Consider the following 19,810-nt stretch of genomic DNA (forward strand, 5'->3'; position numbering starts at 1 on the left):
GTGACGCATTAGATTGAATATCGGTCATGATCTTACTGCTTCGGGAACAGGCCACGGGGACGCAGAATGATGAAGACGAGGAACACGAGGTGGCCCGCCAAGATCTGCCATTCGGGGTTGATACGGGCGCCAATAGCCTGCGAGACACCTAGGATCACGCCACCAGCCAATGTCCCCCAAAGACTGCCCAAGCCACCGATAACAACAGCTTCGAAGGCAAACAGGAGACGAGCAGGACCAACGCTTGGATCGAAGTTCGAGCGTATGCCCATAAAGAACGCCGCGATGGTGAGAACAACAAAGGAGATACCCATTGCCACTGCGAAGACGACACGCGGGTTCACGCCCATCAGCTGGACGACTTCGGTGGAGTCAGATGTCGCACGCAGACGACGGCCCAGCGCCGTGCCGTAGAAAATGTAGCTCAAAACACCCAAAACCGCGACGGCAACAGCAAATGTCAGAAGTGGGATGACACCGAGGTTCAAGCCCAAAATGTTGACGGACTGCGTCTCGATAGCACCCAAAGACAGCTTGCGACTATCCGCACTGAACGCGACGAGAAGGCCGTTCTGAACCAAGATTTGCAGACCGAACGTGACGAGCAATGGCAGAAGAATATCGTCGCCAAGGGTCCGGTTCAGAAGAAAGCGCTGCAAAGCCCAACCGAGCGCGAAAGCGAACGGCAGCAGGATCAGAAGCGCAACAGGCAGTGGTAGGCCAAGAGCCGTCACCATTGCCAAAAGCACGAATGCGGCCAGAACGATCAGATCGCCGTGGGCGAGATTGATCAGGCGCATCACGCCGAAAATCAACGAGAGGCCGGCTGCATAGAGAGCGTATAGCCCCCCGAGCAAAATGCCCTGCACGATTGTGTTGACGTAATCCATGCTTAGTTCCCGAAATAGGCCGCGAGAATTTGCGAACGATCAAACTCGTCAGCACGGCCAGCAAGGCTGACCTTCCCCTCGAGGAAACAATAAATGCGATCAGCGGCCGACAGAGCGGCGTTCAGATCCTGCTCAACAATGACGATTGTGGTCCCGCGCTTCTTGATCTCACTGATCGCTGCGTAGACGTCTTTGACAGCTGCAGGGGAAAGCCCGAGACTGATTTCGTCGCAGAGCAGGACGCGAGGGTTGGTGATCAGTGCGCGGCCGATGGCAACCATCTGCTGCTGGCCACCGGAAAGGGTCGGCGCCAGCTGATCAGCGCGCTCGGCTAACAGCGGAAACAATTCGCAAATGGTCTCGTAGCTCCAGCCACGTTCGCCACTCTTGCCGTTCTCGCCCATACGGAGGTTGTCCGAAACGGAGAGCGTTGGGAAAAGGCGACGCCCTTCTGGAACCAGCGCAATTCCTTGCTTGACCATGTCATAGGCTGGCTTGCCCGAAACAGACTGGCCATCCAACATGATCTGTCCCTTTGCCGGGATCAGACCAGAAAGTGCCTTTAGAAATGAAGATTTGCCAGCGCCATTTGCGCCGATGATGGCAACCGTTTCACCTTCATTGATATGAAAATCGACGCCGAATACGGCCTGGAAGTCGCCATAGAAAACTTCCAGGTTCTTTGTCTCTAGTACTGCAGTCATGCTGCTGCCTCATCATCAATACCGAGGTACGAGCGGCGGACGACCGGATCAGACATTACGGCGTCAGGCTTTCCGTCAGCAATTTTGCGGCCAAACTCGAGAACGATCAGGCGATCTACAACCGAGAGCAGCGCATGTACGACGTGTTCGATCCAGATGATCGTGACGCCGGTTTGATGCAGCTGCTGAATGAACGCCACCAGCTCGTGACATTCTGCTTCAGTCAGACCTCCCGCTATTTCGTCGAGCAGAATAAGATCAGGTTCTGTTGCCAGAGCACGCGCCAACTCAAGGCGCTTGCGGTTGAGCAGGGTCAACTTACCGGCCAAAGTATTGGCATGGGCGGCAAGACCAGTCTGTTCCAGTATGGAAGCACACAGAGCTTCCGAACTCAGCGCACGCGACGCGCGACCGTACTCCGCGGCAACCAAAAGATTTTCGAAAACAGTCAGAGTTTCAAATGGGCGGGGAATTTGGAACGAGCGCCCTACCCCGGCCACACAACGATCGGGGACTGACACCTTGGTCACGTCCTTATCGCCGATAGTGATGGTGCCCGCATCAGCGGTCACCACCCCCGTTATCAAGTTGAACAAGCTCGACTTGCCAGCACCATTGGCGCCGATAATGCCGAGAGCTTCACCACGTGCAACATTGAGGTCGATATTGTCGGCCACAACGACTGCACCAAAGCGCTTAGTAACGCCGGCAAGTCGTAAGATCATTCTATTTACTCGATAATTTCCATTACGCCTGCTGCCGGAATTTCCGGATGCGCGGAGTTTTCAACGATGACGAGATCATATGCGCCATCCTTCAGACGCCACTGACCACCGACCAGCGGGGTCTTGGAGACGTTCTTGGCAACAGCTGGCGGCAGACCTTCAGCGCCGAAGTCGACCTTACCAACGACGGTATCGAGTTCGGTTTCAGCGACAGCTGCAGCAAGGGCGTCTGGATCAAAAGGATCTTCAGCACGCTTGATCGCATCAACACCGACTTCAAACAGAGCGTGAATGAAGCCTGTTGGCTGGGTCCAAGGACGACCGGTTTCACCGACATAACCATCTGCCAGCTCCTTGGAGCTTTCACCGGTTAGCGACGACGAGAATGGATGGTTTGGCGACCACCACACTTCGGTCGACAGATTGTGACCAAGATCGCCAAGTGCATCGACTGCAACCGGGAACAGGGTTGCCTTTGCGGTGGTAACGACCTTTGGCTTGTAGCCCTGCTGATTTGCTTGCGTCCAGAACGTGGTAAAATCTGGCGGAATGACAACGCCGGTTACGATCTCTGCGTTGGCTGCCTTAAAGGCACCGATCTGCGCGGTAAAATCGTCAGACAGGTTCTGGAAACGACCTGGGTCGGTGATTGGGTAACCTGCAGCGGCCATGGCTGGCGGCAGGCCGTTAACCGCATCACCCCAAGCATTGCCGTCTGCGTCGTTCGGGAACAGCCCCCCAACACTCTTGTTGGTGTCGACCTGATTCCACATCGCCTGGAATGTGGTGATGATGTCTTCGAGACCCCAGAAGAAGTGGTAGGTGTAATCGAAGGATTCCCACGCAGCCGGATCACCCGGGTTCGCCTGGCGTTCAATGAACCACGGCTGCCACGGTGCAATTGTGGAAATGCACGGAATGCCTTCGATTTCGCACTGGGCGGATACGGGGTTGGCTGTTTCTGGGGTCGAGGCAACAACGATAAGCTGAACTTCGTCATCCACGATCAGTTCGCGTGCAACTTCCGACGCACGGTTCGGGCTCGACTGGCTGTCACGAACGATAATCTCGACGTTCACCTTGCCAGATGCGGTTTCAATGCCGCCTGCGAGGAGCTCGTTAACCTGGGCGATAACGTATTCGTCTGCCTCAGCGAAGGCAGCAAGCGGACCAGTCTGCGGCGTTACATAGCCGATCTTGACGGTCTGCTCTTGCGCAAACACACCCGGAGCCATCGCTGCGACTGCGACAAGCGACGTGGCTCCCAAGAAAAAGCGGCGGCGAATGGACGCCGTATGCACGAGTTTGGACATTGAAGTTCCTCCAGGATGACCTCACAGCAAGCCTTATTCCCGAGCATGCTCAGGCTGTTATTTTCGGTGCTGTCGGGGGGAATGCTAAACGCGTCTCAACTGTTCATCCTGCCAGTAGAGACGCAGATTTTTGCACGAAACGCGCAGACTAGTTCCGTTTCGAACGGCGATATGCTGCTGGTGTCGTGTCCAGATGACGGCGGAACAGTCGAGTCAGGTGCTCCTGATGTGAAAAGCCACATTCGTAGGCTATTTCAGCAATCGACATGGTTGACTTTTCGAGCAAGTTTCTTGCACGATCTATGCGCAACTTGATCAAAAACTGATGAGGGGGCATTCCCAATTCGGACCGGAACATTCGCGCAATATGGCTTGGGCTACGATTGGTCGCTTCCGCAACGTCACTCAGATTGATCGTTGAGTCCATGTTGTTCGACATATAGTCGATCGCCTCTGAGAGAGCTGGCGTTACGCGAGAAACGTTCAAAATGCCGTTGCTTGGCTTAAGCTTAGCATTCGAGTGATTGCGTATCAGTTGCGCGGCGATAGCACGCGACAGGTAGTCTGCGAACATGCCGGAAGCTGTACTGTCGTCTTCGAGCGCAAATGCAGTCGCCTCAATCAACGAGCGCAAGGTTGGGTTCTGAATGACATCAGAATTGATAATCACCTTGCTGGGGTCGTTCTCTGCGATGTCCGCAGCGACTTCTTCGATAACAGCACGACGGACATAGACGTGTGCGGTTTCGACACTCTCTTTCAAATTGATGCCAAACTCTTCACCCGACGAAATCAAGTGAATGGATCCCGCAGGAACCGTTCGCGCCCCGATCTTCCGGTCTAAGATATTCTCGATCTCGACCGGACCATTGCGATGTAGGACCAACAGCTGATCGCGCGCTGGGCCAAAAACGCCTTCAAAAGGACGCTCGCATTGCACGGACGCAAAGACTGATGTCCAGTCTTTCCCATTGCTGGTGGAACGAAAGTTCACACCAGGAAGGGATAACATCCCATGCGTTTCCTCAATGCCGAAAGGCCTAGTCAAATACATATTAGTCTCTCCCACTTCTGAAGGTCGGACTTTTCGTCTTCTTGCCCTTCAGGGCCTTGAGCCAAGGCACTCTCGGCGCCGCACCTTAAGCGAGACCCGATCAGCATTTTCCAGCCCACCACTCGATCCCTTTTTGAACGCTCAACCGAGCGCTCTAACGCACTGGACGAAGTGGCTATGGACTGCTTTAAATGCTGGCTGACGCATGTCGACGAGACCGCGTACTGCTACGCTGCCCCTCCTCCAAGGTTACATCAGCGACAGATCGTTAGACGCCTTAGGTGGCGGAACCGATGATGTAATTAATGCATTCGCCAGAGGCTGCCGCAAGATGATCTGAGCGATATGCGAGTTTTGTTGACATAACGCACAAGATGCGGCGTTGACGAGCGCGGATCTGGGCATCAATTGGTCAAAAAACGGCACAAAACAACTATTTTTCTACCGCTCGAAATAATCACGCAATCGTTGTAAACGGGCATGCATCAAAAGCGGTTATGCACAAAGCTATCATGACTAACGCTCTCATATTTCAGGGTGTTTTCGGTTAGTATCGCTGTGCAAAACAGAACAAAATCATGAAAAACAGGGCGCGACCGGTACGCGACTTTAGTCGCATACCAGCTTCACACTGTAAAAACCTGTGGTGGACGGTTCGAGCTGAGTCGCGCTTTAGGTCATAACGACACGTGCAACGGGCGTCACCAGAGCCGATTTCATAACCGCGTCCACAGCTCTGGTGCGGCGTCACCTGGCAAGCGACCAAAGCAACGTTGGTAATACTCGCCATACGTTGCGCGCTCCACCTCATCACAGCGGTTGAGGAATGAGGTGTGAAATGCGAAGTCCAGATCGCCAAATACGCGCAGGTTCTGCGCCCAAGAGATGACCGTTCGCGGCGACATCACCACGGATACATCGCCCTGCGTAAAACCGCTGCGCGTAAGATTTGCCATGCGCACCATCTGCAACAAGACCGAGCGGTGCGGTTCGTCTGCCATCCAATTTTGCTTACTTAGTACTACGTTAAGCTCCGCTTCTTCCGAGAGGTAATCGAGACGGGCCACAACGTTCCAGCGGTCAAGCTGGGCTTGGTTAAGCTGCTGGGTGCCGTGATAGAGCCCTGTCACATCCCCCAGACCAACGGTGTTGGCCGTGGCGAACAGACGGAAGTAAGGGTTGGGCGGAATGACCTTGTTCTGATCCATAATGGTCAGCTTGCCGTCAGCTTCCAAAATGCGCTGGATCACAAACATGACGTCTGGACGGCCAGCATCATACTCATCGAGGATCAGCACAACCGGCCGCTGATAGCACCAAGGCAACAGCCCTTCGCGGTAATCTGTGACCTGCTTCCCGTCCCGGAGAACGATGGCATCCTTCCCTATCAAGTCGATACGCGACACGTGACTATCGAGGTTGAGGCGAACACAGGGCCAATTAAGACGTGCAGCCACCTGTTCGATATGGCTCGATTTTCCCGTGCCATGACGCCCCTGCAGCAGAACACGCAAATTGTCCCGGAAACCAGCCAGGATGGCCATCGTCGTCGACGGATCGAACTGATAGCCCGGATCAACGGTCGGCACGTGCTCGTTACCTGTCGAAAAGGCAGGAACCGTCCCATCGACATCAATCCCAAACGTATGGCGAATGGACACTTCTGTGTCTGGCTTTGCCAAAGTGAAATTGTCTTCGCTCATGAACTCGGCTGCAACTTAGAGATGACGATATTGCCATCTTCGATATGAACCGGAACCGGGTCGAGCCAGCAATTCTGAGCGGCACCTGCTACACCAAATCCGTCTTCAATCCGGAATTCGGCGAAATGCATGGTGCAGCGAATTCGGCTGCCATCTTCGTTCAAAAAATGGCCTGCACGGTGGTTCAGCGGCGATGAATAGTGCGGACAAATGTTGAGATAGCCGTAGACGTGCTCGTCCCGCCGAACAACAAACATGGAGAACACGGTCGTTCCGCGGCCAAAGACATATTCCTTTGCCTTGCCGTTCCCGACGTCTTCGAGGCGGCCTAAAACCGTTCCGGGCATGGGCGCTCGCGGCCGTGTGCGCCATAGGTTTGGATCGGGCTGCGAAAGTGCGTCAGCCATTGCGGGCCTCTGGCTGGCCCAAGCCCCAATTAAACTGCTCAAGAGTGTAGGAGGCGAAGATACCTGCCTTCATATATTCGTCTTGGGCCAAGAAGGCTTCGACAACAGCTTTGGTCTCCGCTTCAATGACCAGCATTGAGCCATGCATCTGTCCATCAGCGTTCAACAGCGGCCCACCGACATGCACCGTCAATGGGTGGCCGTGATTGCGTAGGAAGGCCCGATGAGTATCGCGAAGCGCCAAGCGTGTGTCGAGGACACCCGGTTTATCAAAGGCGTGAAAGCAAAAATATGCCATTGTCAGACCTTACGGCTCCCGACCTTCATAGGCAGCCTGAAGCATCTCACGGATACCTTCACGCATTACCGGACGAGGATTGAAGTACGGGTTTTCCATTGCAATATCAGCGACCTTTTCGAGGTCTGCCTCGCTCACGCCCATTTCCTTAAACGAGCGCTTGCTTGCGCAAACTTTCATAAGGGCATAAAGGCCTCTAGGACCATCATCGGCCTTCAGAGCGCGCGCAATGGCGGCCATAGCTTCAGGCGCAGCTTCACGATTGTAGGCAGCGGTATAGGGCAGCATCAACGCATGCACATCTGCATGGTTGAGGTTCAGAGTGCCGCCCAGCGAGTGGCAGATCTTGTGGTGAATAGCCATGCCCACCGAACCAAGGCAGATGCCAGCAAACCAAGCGCCGTAAAGCGCATCACCGTGCGCCTCCAGATTGCTCGGATCGTCCATAAGCTTCGGTAGAGCAACGCCCAAAGCCCGAATGGATTCTTCGGCCATCATGGAGATAATCGGGTTGCGATCACGGGCATAAAGCCCTTCCATCGAGTGGGCGATTGCGTTGAGGCCTGACGGTCCCGAAATGAACCTCGGCATCGTGACCGTCAGCTCGGGATCATAAATTACCGTTTCGGGCAGGACTTTCGGGCTAGACAGCGTCGTTTTTCGACCCATTTCGGTCTGACCCAAAATAGGCGTCATCTCCGAGCCGGCAAACGTGGTCGGCACGATCAGCTGCGGCAGGTCTGTGCGATAGGCGATGGCTTTAGATAGGCCTGTCGTCGAGCCGCCGCCAATTGCCAAGCAACCATCTGCGCGCACCGAACTGACCGCCTGCAAGGCCGACTCTGTCACTTCAGTTGGCGTGTGCATGACGGCGCCGGGATACATAATCCCAGCGCGGCCACCGATGGTTTTGGCGATCTCAGCGGCAAGCTGAGATTGATCGGGTGTGGACAGCACGATGGCGCGCTTGATGCCCAGACGTTCTAGTTCTTCGCCAACGCGCGCCCGCGCCCCGGCCCCGAAAATGACACGCGAAGGATTGGCGTTATATACAAAGTCCATAGTGCTCTCCTGTGGTGCGATCAACGCTCGTAGTGGGGAGGCATTTTCGAGTCATAATTGACCCAAACCGATTTTGGCTGCGTGTATTCGCGCATGACTTCAAAGCCCATTTCGCGACCATAGCCACTTTCGCCAACCCCGCCGAATGGCGAACCAGGGTGGACGATCTTGTAGCAATTGACCCAAACCATGCCGGCGTGAATGTCTTGGGCAAGCTTATGAGCACGGGTGAGGTTCTGCGTCCAAAGACCGGAACCCAAACCGTATTGAACGCCATTAGCGATCGCCAATGCTTCTTCGTCGTCTTCAAAAGTGGTGACCGTCACAAACGGACCAAACACTTCCTCTTGGCTCACGCGATCGGTGGGCTTCGCGCGCACGATTGTGGGCTCAACGAAGTAGCCGTTTGCTAGGTCTTCACGATCAGGCTGCTTGCCGCCGGTGATGATTTCACCACCCTCGTCCTTGGCAACCTGACAGAACTGTAGCACGCGTTCTTGGTGCATCTTGGACGTCAGAGGGCCCATTTCGGTCTGGGGATCCAGCGGATCGCCAAGGCGAATGGATTTCGCCAGCTTGGTGAAACCGTCGAGGAACTCGTCAGCTACCGATTTGTGCAGGATGAGGCGCGAACCCGCGATGCAGGCCTGGCCCTGGTTATGGAAAATTGCGAAGGCAGAACCGCCGATGGCAGCCCGAACATTGGCATCACCAAAGACAATATTTGGGCCCTTGCCGCCCAGCTCGAGCTGGACCTTCTTGAGGTTACCAGCCGAAGACTGGACGATGCGGCGGCCAGTAGCCGTTGAGCCGGTGAAAGCGATCTTGCCAACATGAGGATGCTCAGCCAGACGCTGACCAGCGGTGTGGCCATAGCCGGGAACAACGTTGACGACACCTGCTGGGAAGCCAACATCGCGCATCAACTCGGCGATACGCAACGTGCTCAGCGGCGTCAGTTCACTTGGTTTAATAACAATGGCATTACCAGCGGCAAGAGCGGGTGCCATCTTCCAGCTGGTGAACATGAGCGGGAAGTTCCATGGCACGATCTGACCGACCACACCGATTGCTTCGCGCTGAACGTAATTAAGGAAGCCCGGATAGACTGGCGGGACGAAACCTTCCAGCTTGTCAGCCATGCCGCCGAAATAGCGGAAGCAGCGCGATGTGCGCGGCACATCCAGCTTGCGCGCATCGCGCACAGGATGGCCGGTATCAAGCGCTTCAAGTTGGATTAGCTCTTCCGCATTGGCCTCAATCGCGTCGGCCAACTTGAGCAGGAGGTGCCCGCGTTCAGCGGCATCGGCACGGCCCCAGGCCTTTTGAGCTTGTTTGGCGGCTGCGACGGCAACATCAACGTCTTCCGCACGTGCCTCTGCGATTTCGCAAATGACTTCGCCGGAGAACGGGTTGAAAACAGGGATCGTGCCTTTGGCGATGCCGTCGACGAATTCACCGTTAATGAAGAGCTTGGTTTGCACTGGTCGCACCGATGTTTCTGAGCGTGTTGGAAAAACGGCCGCCCCAGTACTGAGGCGGCCGCAGGGCGGAAGTGGGAGCAACCACCCGTTCGTTAGAACTCAACAGCCACATCAGGGGCCATGCCCTGACGGATGAGCTCAGGAATCTTGGGCGAACCGTTTTCCCACACCAAGAGCATCGAGCGCTTGGCCGAGAAGCCCTGGTGACGAATGTCAGCTGGCATACAGCAGCAATCGCCTGGCTTCATGTTGATCACCGCGCGTGGACGACCGGTTGCGCCGTCCTTTACGTTCCAAGTGATGTCGTCGGTCAACTGAATGAACCATTCGCAACGGTCGTTACCGTGCTCAACGGGAAGGATGTATTCTTCCGAAGTTGGGCAGAACAAGCTGTCCTTTACCACCGAACAAACAGATGGGTTCCAGGTCACGTCAGAGCGCGACAGATAACCAAACAGATTGTAAGCCGAAACTTCGTGCTCGAAGCCAGGTGCAGCGTGAACTTCTGGCTGATCCTGCGGTACGTCAGCAAACATGCGATTGACTGGGTAGCCATTGCCGTCGGTACGAACCGGAGTATCACCCGGTAGGCCAACCATACGGCGTGCAGTCACGCGCTCGCGGCTAACAGCTTCGTCGTTGTCACCGTTCTTGATACCCCATGGAACACCGGTTTCCATTGGCGCCGCAAACGGATCGTACCCCTCATTGGTCCAGTCCGAGACCATCTGCTTGAAGATGTCCATAAGCTTGTCGGCCTTAAAACGCTCGACAAAATCACGACCAGCTGAGGTGTAGGCCTCGTTGGTGGAGCCCAGGAACATATCGACTTCACCATAATAATTGGTGGTGCCGAAGACCTGGTCAAAGTTTACAGTGCCATAGAAGAAGCCCCAAGCCACGTCACGCATCAGCGCGCGCAGGAAGGCGTCTGCTGGCATCGTGTGCACGCCATTCGGAGTGTTCACGTAGCAGAAGTACTCGTCACGATGGAATTTGAACGAGCCAGCCTGGAAAGATTTATAACCAGTAACGTTGTCAGCCGGATTGACGGCATAACCACCAGTGATGGGAAGACCGCGCGGATTGCTGATCTCGCCTTCGCTGCTATCAAAGCCTTCTTTCATAGCCATTTTAGGATCTCCTCTTCCGGCCTTACTTCTGGCAGAACTGCGCCCACTTATGCTGGGTCACGGCGCCGTCGATGGTCTGAATGATGATGGTGCAGGTTTCAGCTGCTGACAATTTATAGGCGCAGCCAACGGGCAGCATGGCCATGTGACCACGGCTCAGCACCACATAACCCATCGCTTCACCGATAGGCTGGCCCTGCACAATCACAGCACCTTCGCTCTCAGGATCGACAACAGCATCCGGATCAGTGAGCTTGATGAAATCGACACGAACCTTGCCGTCCATAGCAATGACGAACTCATCATGCGCGGCAGAGTACCAAGGAGATTCGCCTTCGGCCTTGGCAGATTCAATGACGTATTCAAAATTCTTTGCGACAGCTACACGCTCATAAGGCGCTGATTTCGCAGCAACTTCAAACATGTTCGAAAATACGTAGCGCTTCGGATCATCATCAATGGCGGTGATCCCGCCTTTTTTGTACGAGTGGATCGAGCCGAACTCTGTGGTGTACTGTGCCACGCCACACTCTCCTCTGTTTGTATCAGGTGTTAACCTTCCATCTACGAGTTGTATTTCGAGTACACCTTTTGAGCCTGCACAAAGCTGCCAAGCTTCTGCGCATTCCGAGCCAAATGCCGCCCCTTCACGCTGACAAAACTGTTACAATTGAAGCGGTTGGAGGAAGCGATGACAGACGGCGAAATCAGATCCACGATCCTGAAGCGCGACGACAAGGGCGCAGTGCGAAACGGCGCCGAATGGCTCGCCTTATGGTCCGACCCATCCTCCATGATGAGCCGCGCTGAAAAATCCGACGCCAAGGCGCACGACCGGCATCGTCTCGATTTGGCGCAACAATTGGCCGCCTCGGCGCGCTCGCTTTCAGGACGTGACGATCTCGACATTCAAGTCGTTGGCGACGACGGCGTGTATACAGGTCTGAAGGCAAGCTTGGGTGAGCTGACCGACGAAAACATGCCCGCGCTTCGCGGCCGCGTCGATTCAGTAGCGCTATTTATAGCGCACCATGACGCGCAAATTCATGCCGCCCTCGCTCCTCCCGATCCAAACGAGCGTCGTTTGTTCGACCTACTGGAGCTCGTACGTTGCGAGTCCTTTGGCGCAGAGCGTCTGCCAGGTGTTGCTGAGAACATTGTTGCTAACCACATTGATCGCCTCTCTCGTCTCGACATCATGGGCGCCCACTTAGCAGCTTTGGTTCCGCTCGAAGAGGCGATCCGGATGGTGGTTGGCGACGTCCTGAATGGCCGCAACGAAGCGTCAATTCCCACCTCTGGCTTCTGGATGTGGCACCGTTGGATGCACCAGCGTTTGCCCGCCCAACTCGCCAAGTTGCGCGAGACGATGGGCGATCAGCAGGACTACACCTTTGCAGCCAAGTGGTTCTTACAGACGCTTTACGAGGCTCTGCAGGGTCGCGGCGACGGCCCAACCCGCCGCGAGATCAGTAACCGCAGTGGTGGCGGCGATGAGGAGGAAGAGCTCGAACACGGCGGCACCCAGACCGATGAAGACAACAGCTTTGAGCCTGGCCCGGAGGCTTTGGTTTCCGACGAGAAGCTGGATGCGTTACCGATCATCGATTTCATCCCGCCGCCCCGACCTCCTGCATACAGGCCCTATACAGACTCTCACGATCGCATCGCCCGCGCAGACGAACTCGTGCCGCAACAAATTATGCGGCAAGCGCAAGATTCGCTGGAACAAAAGCGCTCCGCCAATAAGCGGGCTATGGCCCGTCTTGTTACCCAATTGCAGCGCCGGCTCATGGCTAAACAAACGCGGTCTTGGGCGTTTGACCTCGAAGACGGGCTCATCGACGCCTCTCGCCTTGACCGCGTCATTGTCAATCCGGGCTTCGCTGACGCCTACAAGCAGGAAGAAGAGTCTCAGTTCCGGGATACTTGCGTTACACTCCTCATCGACAACTCCGGCTCTATGCGCGGCAAGACCATTGAACTCGCCTGCATGGCATCTGACCTGATCTGCGCGGCGCTGGAGAATTGCTCGGTGTCGACGGAAGTTTTGGGTTTCACCACTCAAGGATGGAAGGGCGGTGCCGCAGCCCAAGATTGGATGCGTGCTGGTCGCCCGGCCAATCCTGGCCGCCTAAACGGTCTCCTCCACATCATCTACAAAAGCGCTGACGAACCGTATCGCCGGGCAAAGCTCAACCTGTGCGCAATGATGTCCAACGACCTGCTCAAAGAGAACATCGACGGCGAAGCACTGCTTTGGGCGGCGCGTCGTCTCGTTGGCCGACCAGAGCAACGCCGGATTTTGCTTGTCATTTCCGATGGCGCTCCTGTTGATCAAGCGACCATCGAGGCAAACGAAGAAAAAGCCATCCTCGACCGTCATCTCAAAGAAGTGGTTGCCGAGATCGAACGTACGGGTCAGATCGAGCTTGCGGCCCTAGGCATTCGTCACGAGGTCGACCAATACTATCGCCATGCCAAGCGCATCGATGCCATCGACGATTTAGGACCCGCGCTCATCGGAATGCTCGACCAGATGCTCAGACGATAAAGGGGCCATTCGGCCCCTTTCAAATTTCTACTTTTCGCAAACTGACAACGATCTCAATCTTGGCCACTTCGTAGCCCTCAGGGACCGATTTAACGTCAGTCACGCTCACCGCCCCCGGCTCCATGTCGATAATCTTGTCATCATCCAAGATATAGAAGTGGTGGTGACCTGAGGTATCGGTATCGAAAACCGCACGCGTCCCCTTGAACGAGAGTTCGCGAATAAGGCCTGAGCTTTGGAACTGATGCAGCGTGTTGTAAACCGTTGCCAGGGACATCTCCTGCCCCGCAGCGTGAACCTCACTGTGCAAATCCTCAGCGGTCAAGTGCCGCCCGCGTCCAAATATACGATCAGCGAGTTCAACGCGCTGCCGCGTTGGTCTAAGGCCAGACATCCGCAGCAGCGTTTTGATACAGCCGCGCCGAGATGGCTCATCGTCAACACACATATCCGTCTTGATATTCATCGACATAGCGACCTCCGAGCCATACCTTGCCAAGGCAGATAGGCCTGTGCCTGCAAAAACAATGCACAGGCCTGCACACACTTGTCAGTGGATGCCGATTAAACCCGGCTCAAGAAGATAATAGCCTGAGAGTTTGAGCGTGATCGTTGCGTCTTCGAAAGTTGGATTCGCAAAATACCAGCCGTGAATTCCGGTCAATGGTGCCGTCAATGCGCCATGGCCTTCTTGCATTTCCCCCTTGATATAATCCATCACGATTTCTGGACTGCCATCGCTGGTGACGGTGTGACCGTGGAACTCAACGACTACCGGTGTCGACGCAGTCCACGAATAAACAAGCGTCTGCCCTTCTTCCATCGTCACCTTATATTCGGTCGCGCCAAGCCCTGCACCAAGCGCGCCAAGTGGAATTTCGATCTCGTCCTGACGGAACGGAATAGGCTCGGCCTTGGAAATATCAGGCGGCGCTGAGAACTTCGTCTCGACCACAATTTCTTGCGGCTGCGATAACTTTAGAATGCCTGTCAGCTTTCCAAAGCCAGTAGGGTCCACACCGAACTCCGCCGGCATTGCCACCAACACAGTGAGCGCCGCTCCCAAAACGGCCGCGGCACCCACTTGGCGCGCCAAGCCTCCCCACGACGCTGCTGTCTGTGTTTTCGCATTATTATCGCTCATACTTGCCTCCAAAAGCCGATGAGTTGGATAGCCGTCAGCGCAAAGCCTGCAGCCATAATCAGAACATTGATGAAAGCGGCCTGACGGGAGAAGCTTGGCTGCGCTCTCCAAAGAGCCAACGCCGTCAAGATGAACGCCAGCGCAGAAAACTGGCCAAGCTCAACGCCAACGTTGAACGCGACCATGTTGGCTATCAGCCCATCGGGAGACAGGTTGATATCTTGCAATTTGGTCGCCAAGCCAAAACCGTGAACCAAACCAAAGGCGAGCACAATCGCGCGCTGGTTCGGCACAAAGCCGAGCAGTTTTTGCACGCCGCCAAGATTGTCCAACGCCTTATAAACGACCGAAAGACCGATCACCGCGTCTACAAGATACGCGTCCAGGTGCAGGCCAGTCAGTACGCCGAGCAACAGGGTTGCCGAATGCCCGAGCGAAAACAGGGTGATGTAAATCACCACGTCTTTCATCCGGAAAACGTAGAAAAGCACCCCAAGCAAAAACAGCAAATGATCATAGCCGGTGAACATGTGCTTGGCGCCGAGATAGAGGTATGGACCGATGTCCACGCCCCGCGACGCCTCCAAAAATGCCGCGTCTCCGCCTGCAACGCCGTGAGCCCAAGCCGGCCCCACAAAGGCGAAGCTAAACAGCAGCATAAAAAGCGCTGGTACCTTCATCACCACCCCACACCATTTCACTAAAGCCGAATAGTGCTACCCAGGGGTCGCAAGTGCCTGCCTAAACGCGCAGACAAACAGCATGAACAGAATGAAGCTGCACAAAGGAGATTTATTTCAGGCAGAACTCTTCCTCCTACGCGCAATAGGATGACGCTCTCGATGGGGAGCCCTCGACCTCACATGCGTACTGGATCTATTCTACAACTGCTGCCGTTGTTCGACCCACAGGGGCGCTTCTCAGCTCTAAAGTCATTGACGCTAGTGCTTCTGGCCTTGCCTGCTCTGTGGCTGGCTCACGGCTTTACATCGGGCGAATGGGACTTCCCCTCACCCTATATTCCGCTCATCTACCATTCCGGACTTTGGACCGCATACCTGCTTTTGGCAGCGCTGGCCATCACGCCCCTACGCAAGATTTTGCGCTGGAGTAAGCTCCTCCAAATTCGGCGCATGATCGGCGTGGCCAGCTACTTCTACCTCGTCGTGCATCTCTACGCTTGGATTGGGTTGCGGTACTACAATGTGGAGACACTGCTGATCGAAGGCCTGTCCCGCCCCTCACTTTGGCTCGCCACTATCTCCCTTTTCATCTTCACGGCCCTCACTATCACCTCGCTCGACTGCGCCGTTCAGCGCATGGGCGGCGAGAATTGGCGGCGCCTTCACCGCCTCACCTATACGGCGACGATCGCCGGCCTCATCCATTTCCTGCTCTCCCCCGGCTCGATCGTTGGCACGCCGTTTTTACTGCCGGGGATATTCCTTTGGCTGATGGTTTGGCGTTGGCTGGACAAGCGCGACCGAGGGACATGCCCCTTCCTCTTGCTCGTGCTCACAATCACCACCGCAGTGATCACTGTCCTACTGCAATTGCTCTGGCTCAGTGCGTTCCAAACCGCACCACAACCGGTAGAACCGTGGAGCACAACATTTTTCGCGCTGTCACCAGACACATGGGAGTACTTGGGCTTTCCACCAGTGCTTGTGGTATTGATTTTGGGTGGACTGGCCAGCCTGTGCGCCGCGTTCAGGCAGAAGCGGATGACATGAAGGTAACGAGGTCACGAAAGAAAGACCTAGTATCAGCAGTGCGGCCAGACCTTTAGTGGCCTTCGTGAGCGACCTTCACGCACTCCTGACAGCCGAAGAGATACGATCATTCGTGGCACCAAAAAGCGATGCATCATATACCTTTATCATCAGGATGTGACAGTGTTTGTGCGACCCGGTACTCCTGTCGGACAACAAAATTTTCGACCTAGGGAGAATTTTGGCTCTCTTTGAGTTACGAAAGACCCAGAACAGGTGCTTCACGCTGCTTCAGAAATCAGATCGTAGTTTCATGGCTGCGGAGAAATTGGAAAAGCTGCTCTATCCTGGTCACCCAACCTGCCAGTTACGCCCCCATTTCAGACGTTCAAACGGCATCAGCGTCATCCTGAAAGCGGACATGTTGAGAAGGAGCGTTAACGGCAACGTTGGGGTGGGAAGCGGACTGTCGGGTTCTGGCTAGCCAACGCGTTTATCAGACGCGCGCCTGATCATATCTGCCCAGCCTGTGGCCAACGGCTGATATATGTGGCCATTGGCACAGACTGAGTGTGGAGTTCCGAACTAGACATCAGGAGAAGGCGGTTCACGGTATTGTCCTGAATGCCGCCAAACCGGAAGATGGTAGAAACCTTGCCCAGCGCATGAGGAACTTTGGCATTGTTGATCGCCGCATCTGCCGAAAGCTTGTCTCGCTTGAAGCGAGCAGCGAGTTGCGATTCAAAGTTTGGCTTGCCTTGGTCTGGTTTGCAGTTAAGTACATATCGGCATGCGCTTCCAAACACAGACGATAGTGCATCAAACGCGCCGTCGCTCCTGAGTTGAATGAGCGGACCGAAACCGATCGGAAATAGCATTGGGCTGCAACTTACGGCTGCTCGCAACCCATCTAGCGCAGGAGCGGTACCGAGATATCGACGGTTCATCGCTGCCTGTAGTTCTTGCCATCTGAATGGGCTGTCCGTTAAGATTTGCGCACCCGTGGCCTGAGCGAGATACATGGTCATCTCGAAGTTCGGCGCCATCTTCATTAGGTCAAACTGGCCGCCGGCGCCAACCGTGTTCTCCTGAAGAACAGCAAGGGGATCACGCAGCCGCATCTCCCTGAAGTATTCTCGCATTTTCTCCTGGCTAGCTGGCTGGTCTGCTTCAGGAATTTCGGCAAGTTGAGCGAGCAGGGCCTCGTCCGGCAACCCCAACATCATGCGCCGCATGTCTTCTTCAATGATAGCATCCATTCGCGGATCGTCGCGGCGGTCAAATCGAATCCCTGATCGTCGAGCCTCGGCCATACTGATCGTTTGGTCTCGCAGGTGTAGGTCGAAGTCCCATGGGTCGGGTATCAAGTGCATCAAACCTGCTTGGACAAGAGGAAAAATACTTACGAAAGTCATTAAGGCCTTCAGCACCTCGCCCCGGTATGCACGTGGGTCCTGCGTCGGTCTCATTTCCTTGCGCAGTGACATTGGGTTGGTGAAGGGGTGCTGAATAATGATCTCGCCGAAATACAGCGATGCGCCTAAGGCGAACTCATTGATTAGGTTTGGATGCAATGACCCCGTATAAACGGACCGGAAAGTGCCGTCCGGTTTAGGCAGTAGTGAGAGAAGGTCTGTCTCGCGCGGCCACAGCGACTCGTAAATTCTGTAGAGGGTAGAGATTCTTTCGTCGGTCATCTCCAACCGAACGTCGTCCCATTCCTTGCCCTCCAGTTCGAGCAGGTTCTCAATGCCGTTCATGAGCATGATGTTCCGTTCACGAATGCCTTTTTCGGACCAACTTGGCCTGAGAGGTTGCGGCTTTGACTTGCAACAGTCAGAGTAATGGGAGCCGCTTCCGCACGGGCACATATCCCTGTTCTTCGGAGGGAGCCTTGGAGCAACGTTGATGAGCCACGGCCGTGGTCCCTCTTGGCGCCCGAACTCATCTTGATATTGCACTCGGCCATCTTCATAGCCGACATACATTTCGCCACCAAAGTGGAAGAGTTCATCATCAGGCGGCAGAAGAGTCGTTCGAAGATCACGCCAAGACTTTGTCACCGACCGCTCAGGATAAAGCCATTCGTTCTGCCCGGCAGCGATGTACCTGAGTGCCCGGGACTTGGCGATAAAGTTGATTTCCGTTACCTGCGCTTCGGTTAGCTGCCGCGTTCGAATGAAATTAATGGTATTGACCAGAGCCCCATGGAAGTTCCTCGCAAATGTACGCTTTTCCAGCGGATCTGATGAGTGGTTTTGGGCGTATTCGAGGTTCGTTAAGATTAGGCAGTGATCTGGGCCTAAAGGAAAAATGGTCTGCGAGCCTTTCAAGGCGATCGAAGGGTCGGCAGGAAAGTCATTGCGACGATCCGTCGGGGGAATGGCATGATTGTAGATCGTTACAGGATGGTCGGTGAGGATGAACTTCGTGGGTGAGTTCTCGGCCGAAACCATCTCACGGACTCCGGTGGTCCAAGCTGTGACATTGACCATTCGAATGCCCTGCATTTCCTGCATGAGCTCGTTCTGCGATAATTCGGGATACTGTGACCTTAGCCAAGCCAGCCCCTTTGGTGTGCGCAGTTTCTGAATGTCCAGATACTGAAACAGGTCCTCGAAGTGTTCGTGCCATTCAGCCTGATCAGTGTCAGCAAACGCGCGAATGGCATCAGCACCCAGGGCGTCAATGTTTCCGAACAAGCGACGCTCGATTTCATCGTTCACGTTTGTCCCGAGAAAAGTCGAGTATAAATCCTTACTGAAAAATGCCTGCACGGGCGGGGTTCGAAATAAAGATTTTCCGGGCACAAGCGACCCATCACCTTTCGTGTGCATCTTCGGGCGGAGATCTAGGTAGGATAATGTATTGCTGCCGTTCAGCAGAAAACGCTTCTTATACCACTGCGGCACATAGTGATTATTTCGTGTTATTGTCATGACACAATAGATTGAGCGAACGACGACTTTTGGCAAGCGGCGGACGCTGCCGAGGCGTCCGAAATGGGGTCGAGGCTGTGTGAAAACTGCTGATCATGCTATGATCTGTTACTGCTTCGGAGGTGCCAGATGGGACGTTTCGTTGAAGCTGCAGGCCGAGATCAGGTGAGTTTTATGCCGGCTCGCCTCGAAGACTACGTTGCCCCCGACAACCCAGTACGAGTGATCGACGCTTTCGTTGATGAACTTGATCTTGCTCAGCTCGGTTTCGCCCGCGTTCAGCCGGCATTAACCGGCAGGCCCGGCTACGCACCTGGTACGATGCTGAAGCTCTACATGTATGGGTATCTGCATCAGTTGACGTCGAGCCGAAAGTTGGAGCGAGAGGCTGGTCGCAATATCGAGCTGATGTGGCTGATCGGCAAACTCGCGCCAGACTTTAAGACCATCGCCGACGTCCGTCACGACAATACCAGCGCGATCCAGACGGCGTGTCAGCGCTTCGTTTCCGTCTGTCGGGCACTTGGCCTTGTTGCAGGTGGTGTCGTGGCCATCGACGGCTCGCGTCTTCGCGCAATGAACACGCACGAGAAGAATTACACCAAAGGCAAGCTGGCGCGACGGAAGGCTCGTGTCGAAGAGAGCATCGCGTATTACCTAGCCGAACTTGATAAAGCCGACAGTGCCG

At 55.0% G+C, this 19,810-nt stretch carries 19 protein-coding genes; 3 read left to right on the forward strand and 16 right to left on the reverse strand.

The window, feature by feature from the left end; all coding sequences use genetic code 11:
* Positions 1-32: 32 nt before the first annotated feature.
* The 12 genes from JHC09_RS15795 to JHC09_RS15850 form a co-directional block, all read right to left on the reverse strand.
* Positions 33-890, reverse strand: a complete 858-nt coding sequence (locus JHC09_RS15795) for a branched-chain amino acid ABC transporter permease (RefSeq protein ID WP_182395268.1) — start codon at positions 888-890, stop codon at positions 33-35.
* Between the two features lie 2 nt (positions 891-892).
* A complete protein-coding gene (locus JHC09_RS15800) occupies positions 893-1,594 on the reverse strand; it encodes an ABC transporter ATP-binding protein (RefSeq protein ID WP_182395266.1) in 702 nt (233 codons plus the stop codon).
* Positions 1,591-2,319 carry an ABC transporter ATP-binding protein gene (locus JHC09_RS15805; RefSeq protein WP_182395264.1) on the reverse strand — a complete coding sequence of 243 codons (729 nt, stop codon included), beginning with the start codon at positions 2,317-2,319 and terminating at the stop codon, positions 1,591-1,593. The genes JHC09_RS15800 and JHC09_RS15805 overlap by 4 nt, the downstream gene beginning before the upstream one ends.
* 5 nt (positions 2,320-2,324) lie before the next feature.
* Positions 2,325-3,632: an ABC transporter substrate-binding protein gene (locus JHC09_RS15810; RefSeq protein WP_199532774.1), complete on the reverse strand. Its 1,308-nt coding sequence runs from the start codon at positions 3,630-3,632 to the stop codon at positions 2,325-2,327.
* Between the two features lie 148 nt (positions 3,633-3,780).
* Positions 3,781-4,644, reverse strand: coding sequence for an AraC family transcriptional regulator (locus JHC09_RS15815; protein ID WP_199532775.1), 864 nt, complete (start codon positions 4,642-4,644; stop codon positions 3,781-3,783).
* 758 nt (positions 4,645-5,402) lie between these two features.
* Positions 5,403-6,389: an AAA family ATPase gene (locus JHC09_RS15820; protein ID WP_199532776.1), complete on the reverse strand. Its 987-nt coding sequence runs from the start codon at positions 6,387-6,389 to the stop codon at positions 5,403-5,405.
* Entirely contained in the window at positions 6,386-6,796 is a 411-nt protein-coding gene (locus JHC09_RS15825; RefSeq protein WP_199532777.1) for a Rieske 2Fe-2S domain-containing protein, read from the reverse strand. Before JHC09_RS15825 ends, JHC09_RS15820 begins: the two co-directional genes overlap by 4 nt.
* Positions 6,789-7,094, reverse strand: a complete 306-nt coding sequence (locus JHC09_RS15830) for a YciI family protein (protein WP_199532778.1) — start codon at positions 7,092-7,094, stop codon at positions 6,789-6,791. The genes JHC09_RS15825 and JHC09_RS15830 overlap by 8 nt, the downstream gene beginning before the upstream one ends.
* 9 nt (positions 7,095-7,103) lie before the next feature.
* Positions 7,104-8,156, reverse strand: a complete 1,053-nt coding sequence (locus JHC09_RS15835; RefSeq protein WP_199532779.1) for a maleylacetate reductase — start codon at positions 8,154-8,156, stop codon at positions 7,104-7,106.
* 20 nt (positions 8,157-8,176) lie between these two features.
* On the reverse strand, positions 8,177-9,640 hold the full coding sequence (locus JHC09_RS15840) for an aldehyde dehydrogenase family protein (RefSeq protein ID WP_199532780.1): 1,464 nt from the start codon (positions 9,638-9,640) through the stop codon (positions 8,177-8,179).
* 92 nt (positions 9,641-9,732) lie between these two features.
* Positions 9,733-10,773, reverse strand: a complete 1,041-nt coding sequence (locus JHC09_RS15845) for a hypothetical protein (RefSeq protein WP_199368542.1) — start codon at positions 10,771-10,773, stop codon at positions 9,733-9,735.
* Positions 10,774-10,795: 22 nt separating this feature from the next.
* Positions 10,796-11,296, reverse strand: a complete 501-nt coding sequence (locus JHC09_RS15850; protein WP_199532781.1) for a hypothetical protein — start codon at positions 11,294-11,296, stop codon at positions 10,796-10,798.
* Positions 11,297-11,464: 168 nt separating this feature from the next.
* On the opposite strand from JHC09_RS15850, the gene JHC09_RS15855 reads away from it, so the two are divergent.
* Positions 11,465-13,327 (forward strand): hypothetical protein, encoded by a 1,863-nt coding sequence (locus tag JHC09_RS15855; RefSeq protein WP_199532782.1) that lies wholly within the window; start codon positions 11,465-11,467, stop codon positions 13,325-13,327.
* 19 nt (positions 13,328-13,346) lie between these two features.
* Here the strand turns inward: JHC09_RS15855 and irrA are convergent, their stop codons facing one another.
* The 3 genes from irrA to JHC09_RS15870 all read right to left on the reverse strand — a co-directional run bounded on the left by irrA (position 13,347) and on the right by JHC09_RS15870 (position 15,151).
* Positions 13,347-13,799: an iron response transcriptional regulator IrrA gene (gene irrA / locus JHC09_RS15860; RefSeq protein WP_282567704.1), complete on the reverse strand. Its 453-nt coding sequence runs from the start codon at positions 13,797-13,799 to the stop codon at positions 13,347-13,349.
* Between the two features lie 78 nt (positions 13,800-13,877).
* Positions 13,878-14,471, reverse strand: a complete 594-nt coding sequence (locus JHC09_RS15865) for a hypothetical protein (RefSeq protein WP_199532783.1) — start codon at positions 14,469-14,471, stop codon at positions 13,878-13,880.
* Positions 14,468-15,151 carry a HupE/UreJ family protein gene (locus tag JHC09_RS15870; RefSeq protein ID WP_199532784.1) on the reverse strand — a complete coding sequence of 228 codons (684 nt, stop codon included), beginning with the start codon at positions 15,149-15,151 and terminating at the stop codon, positions 14,468-14,470. Before JHC09_RS15870 ends, JHC09_RS15865 begins: the two co-directional genes overlap by 4 nt.
* A gap of 183 nt (positions 15,152-15,334) precedes the next feature.
* On the opposite strand from JHC09_RS15870, the gene JHC09_RS15875 reads away from it, so the two are divergent.
* On the forward strand, positions 15,335-16,204 hold the full coding sequence (locus JHC09_RS15875) for a ferric reductase-like transmembrane domain-containing protein (RefSeq protein WP_199532785.1): 870 nt from the start codon (positions 15,335-15,337) through the stop codon (positions 16,202-16,204).
* A 491-nt stretch (positions 16,205-16,695) separates the two neighbouring features.
* Here the strand turns inward: JHC09_RS15875 and JHC09_RS15880 are convergent, their stop codons facing one another.
* Entirely contained in the window at positions 16,696-19,158 is a 2,463-nt protein-coding gene (locus JHC09_RS15880; RefSeq protein ID WP_199532786.1) for a DUF4238 domain-containing protein, read from the reverse strand.
* Between the two features lie 93 nt (positions 19,159-19,251).
* On the opposite strand from JHC09_RS15880, the gene JHC09_RS15885 reads away from it, so the two are divergent.
* Positions 19,252-19,810: transposase (locus JHC09_RS15885; protein ID WP_199532787.1), on the forward strand; the 559-nt coding region annotated here is incomplete at its 3' end.

The organism is Devosia sp. MC532 (assembly GCF_016461625.1).
In the GTDB taxonomy this organism is placed as follows: Bacteria; Pseudomonadota; Alphaproteobacteria; order Rhizobiales; family Devosiaceae; genus Devosia.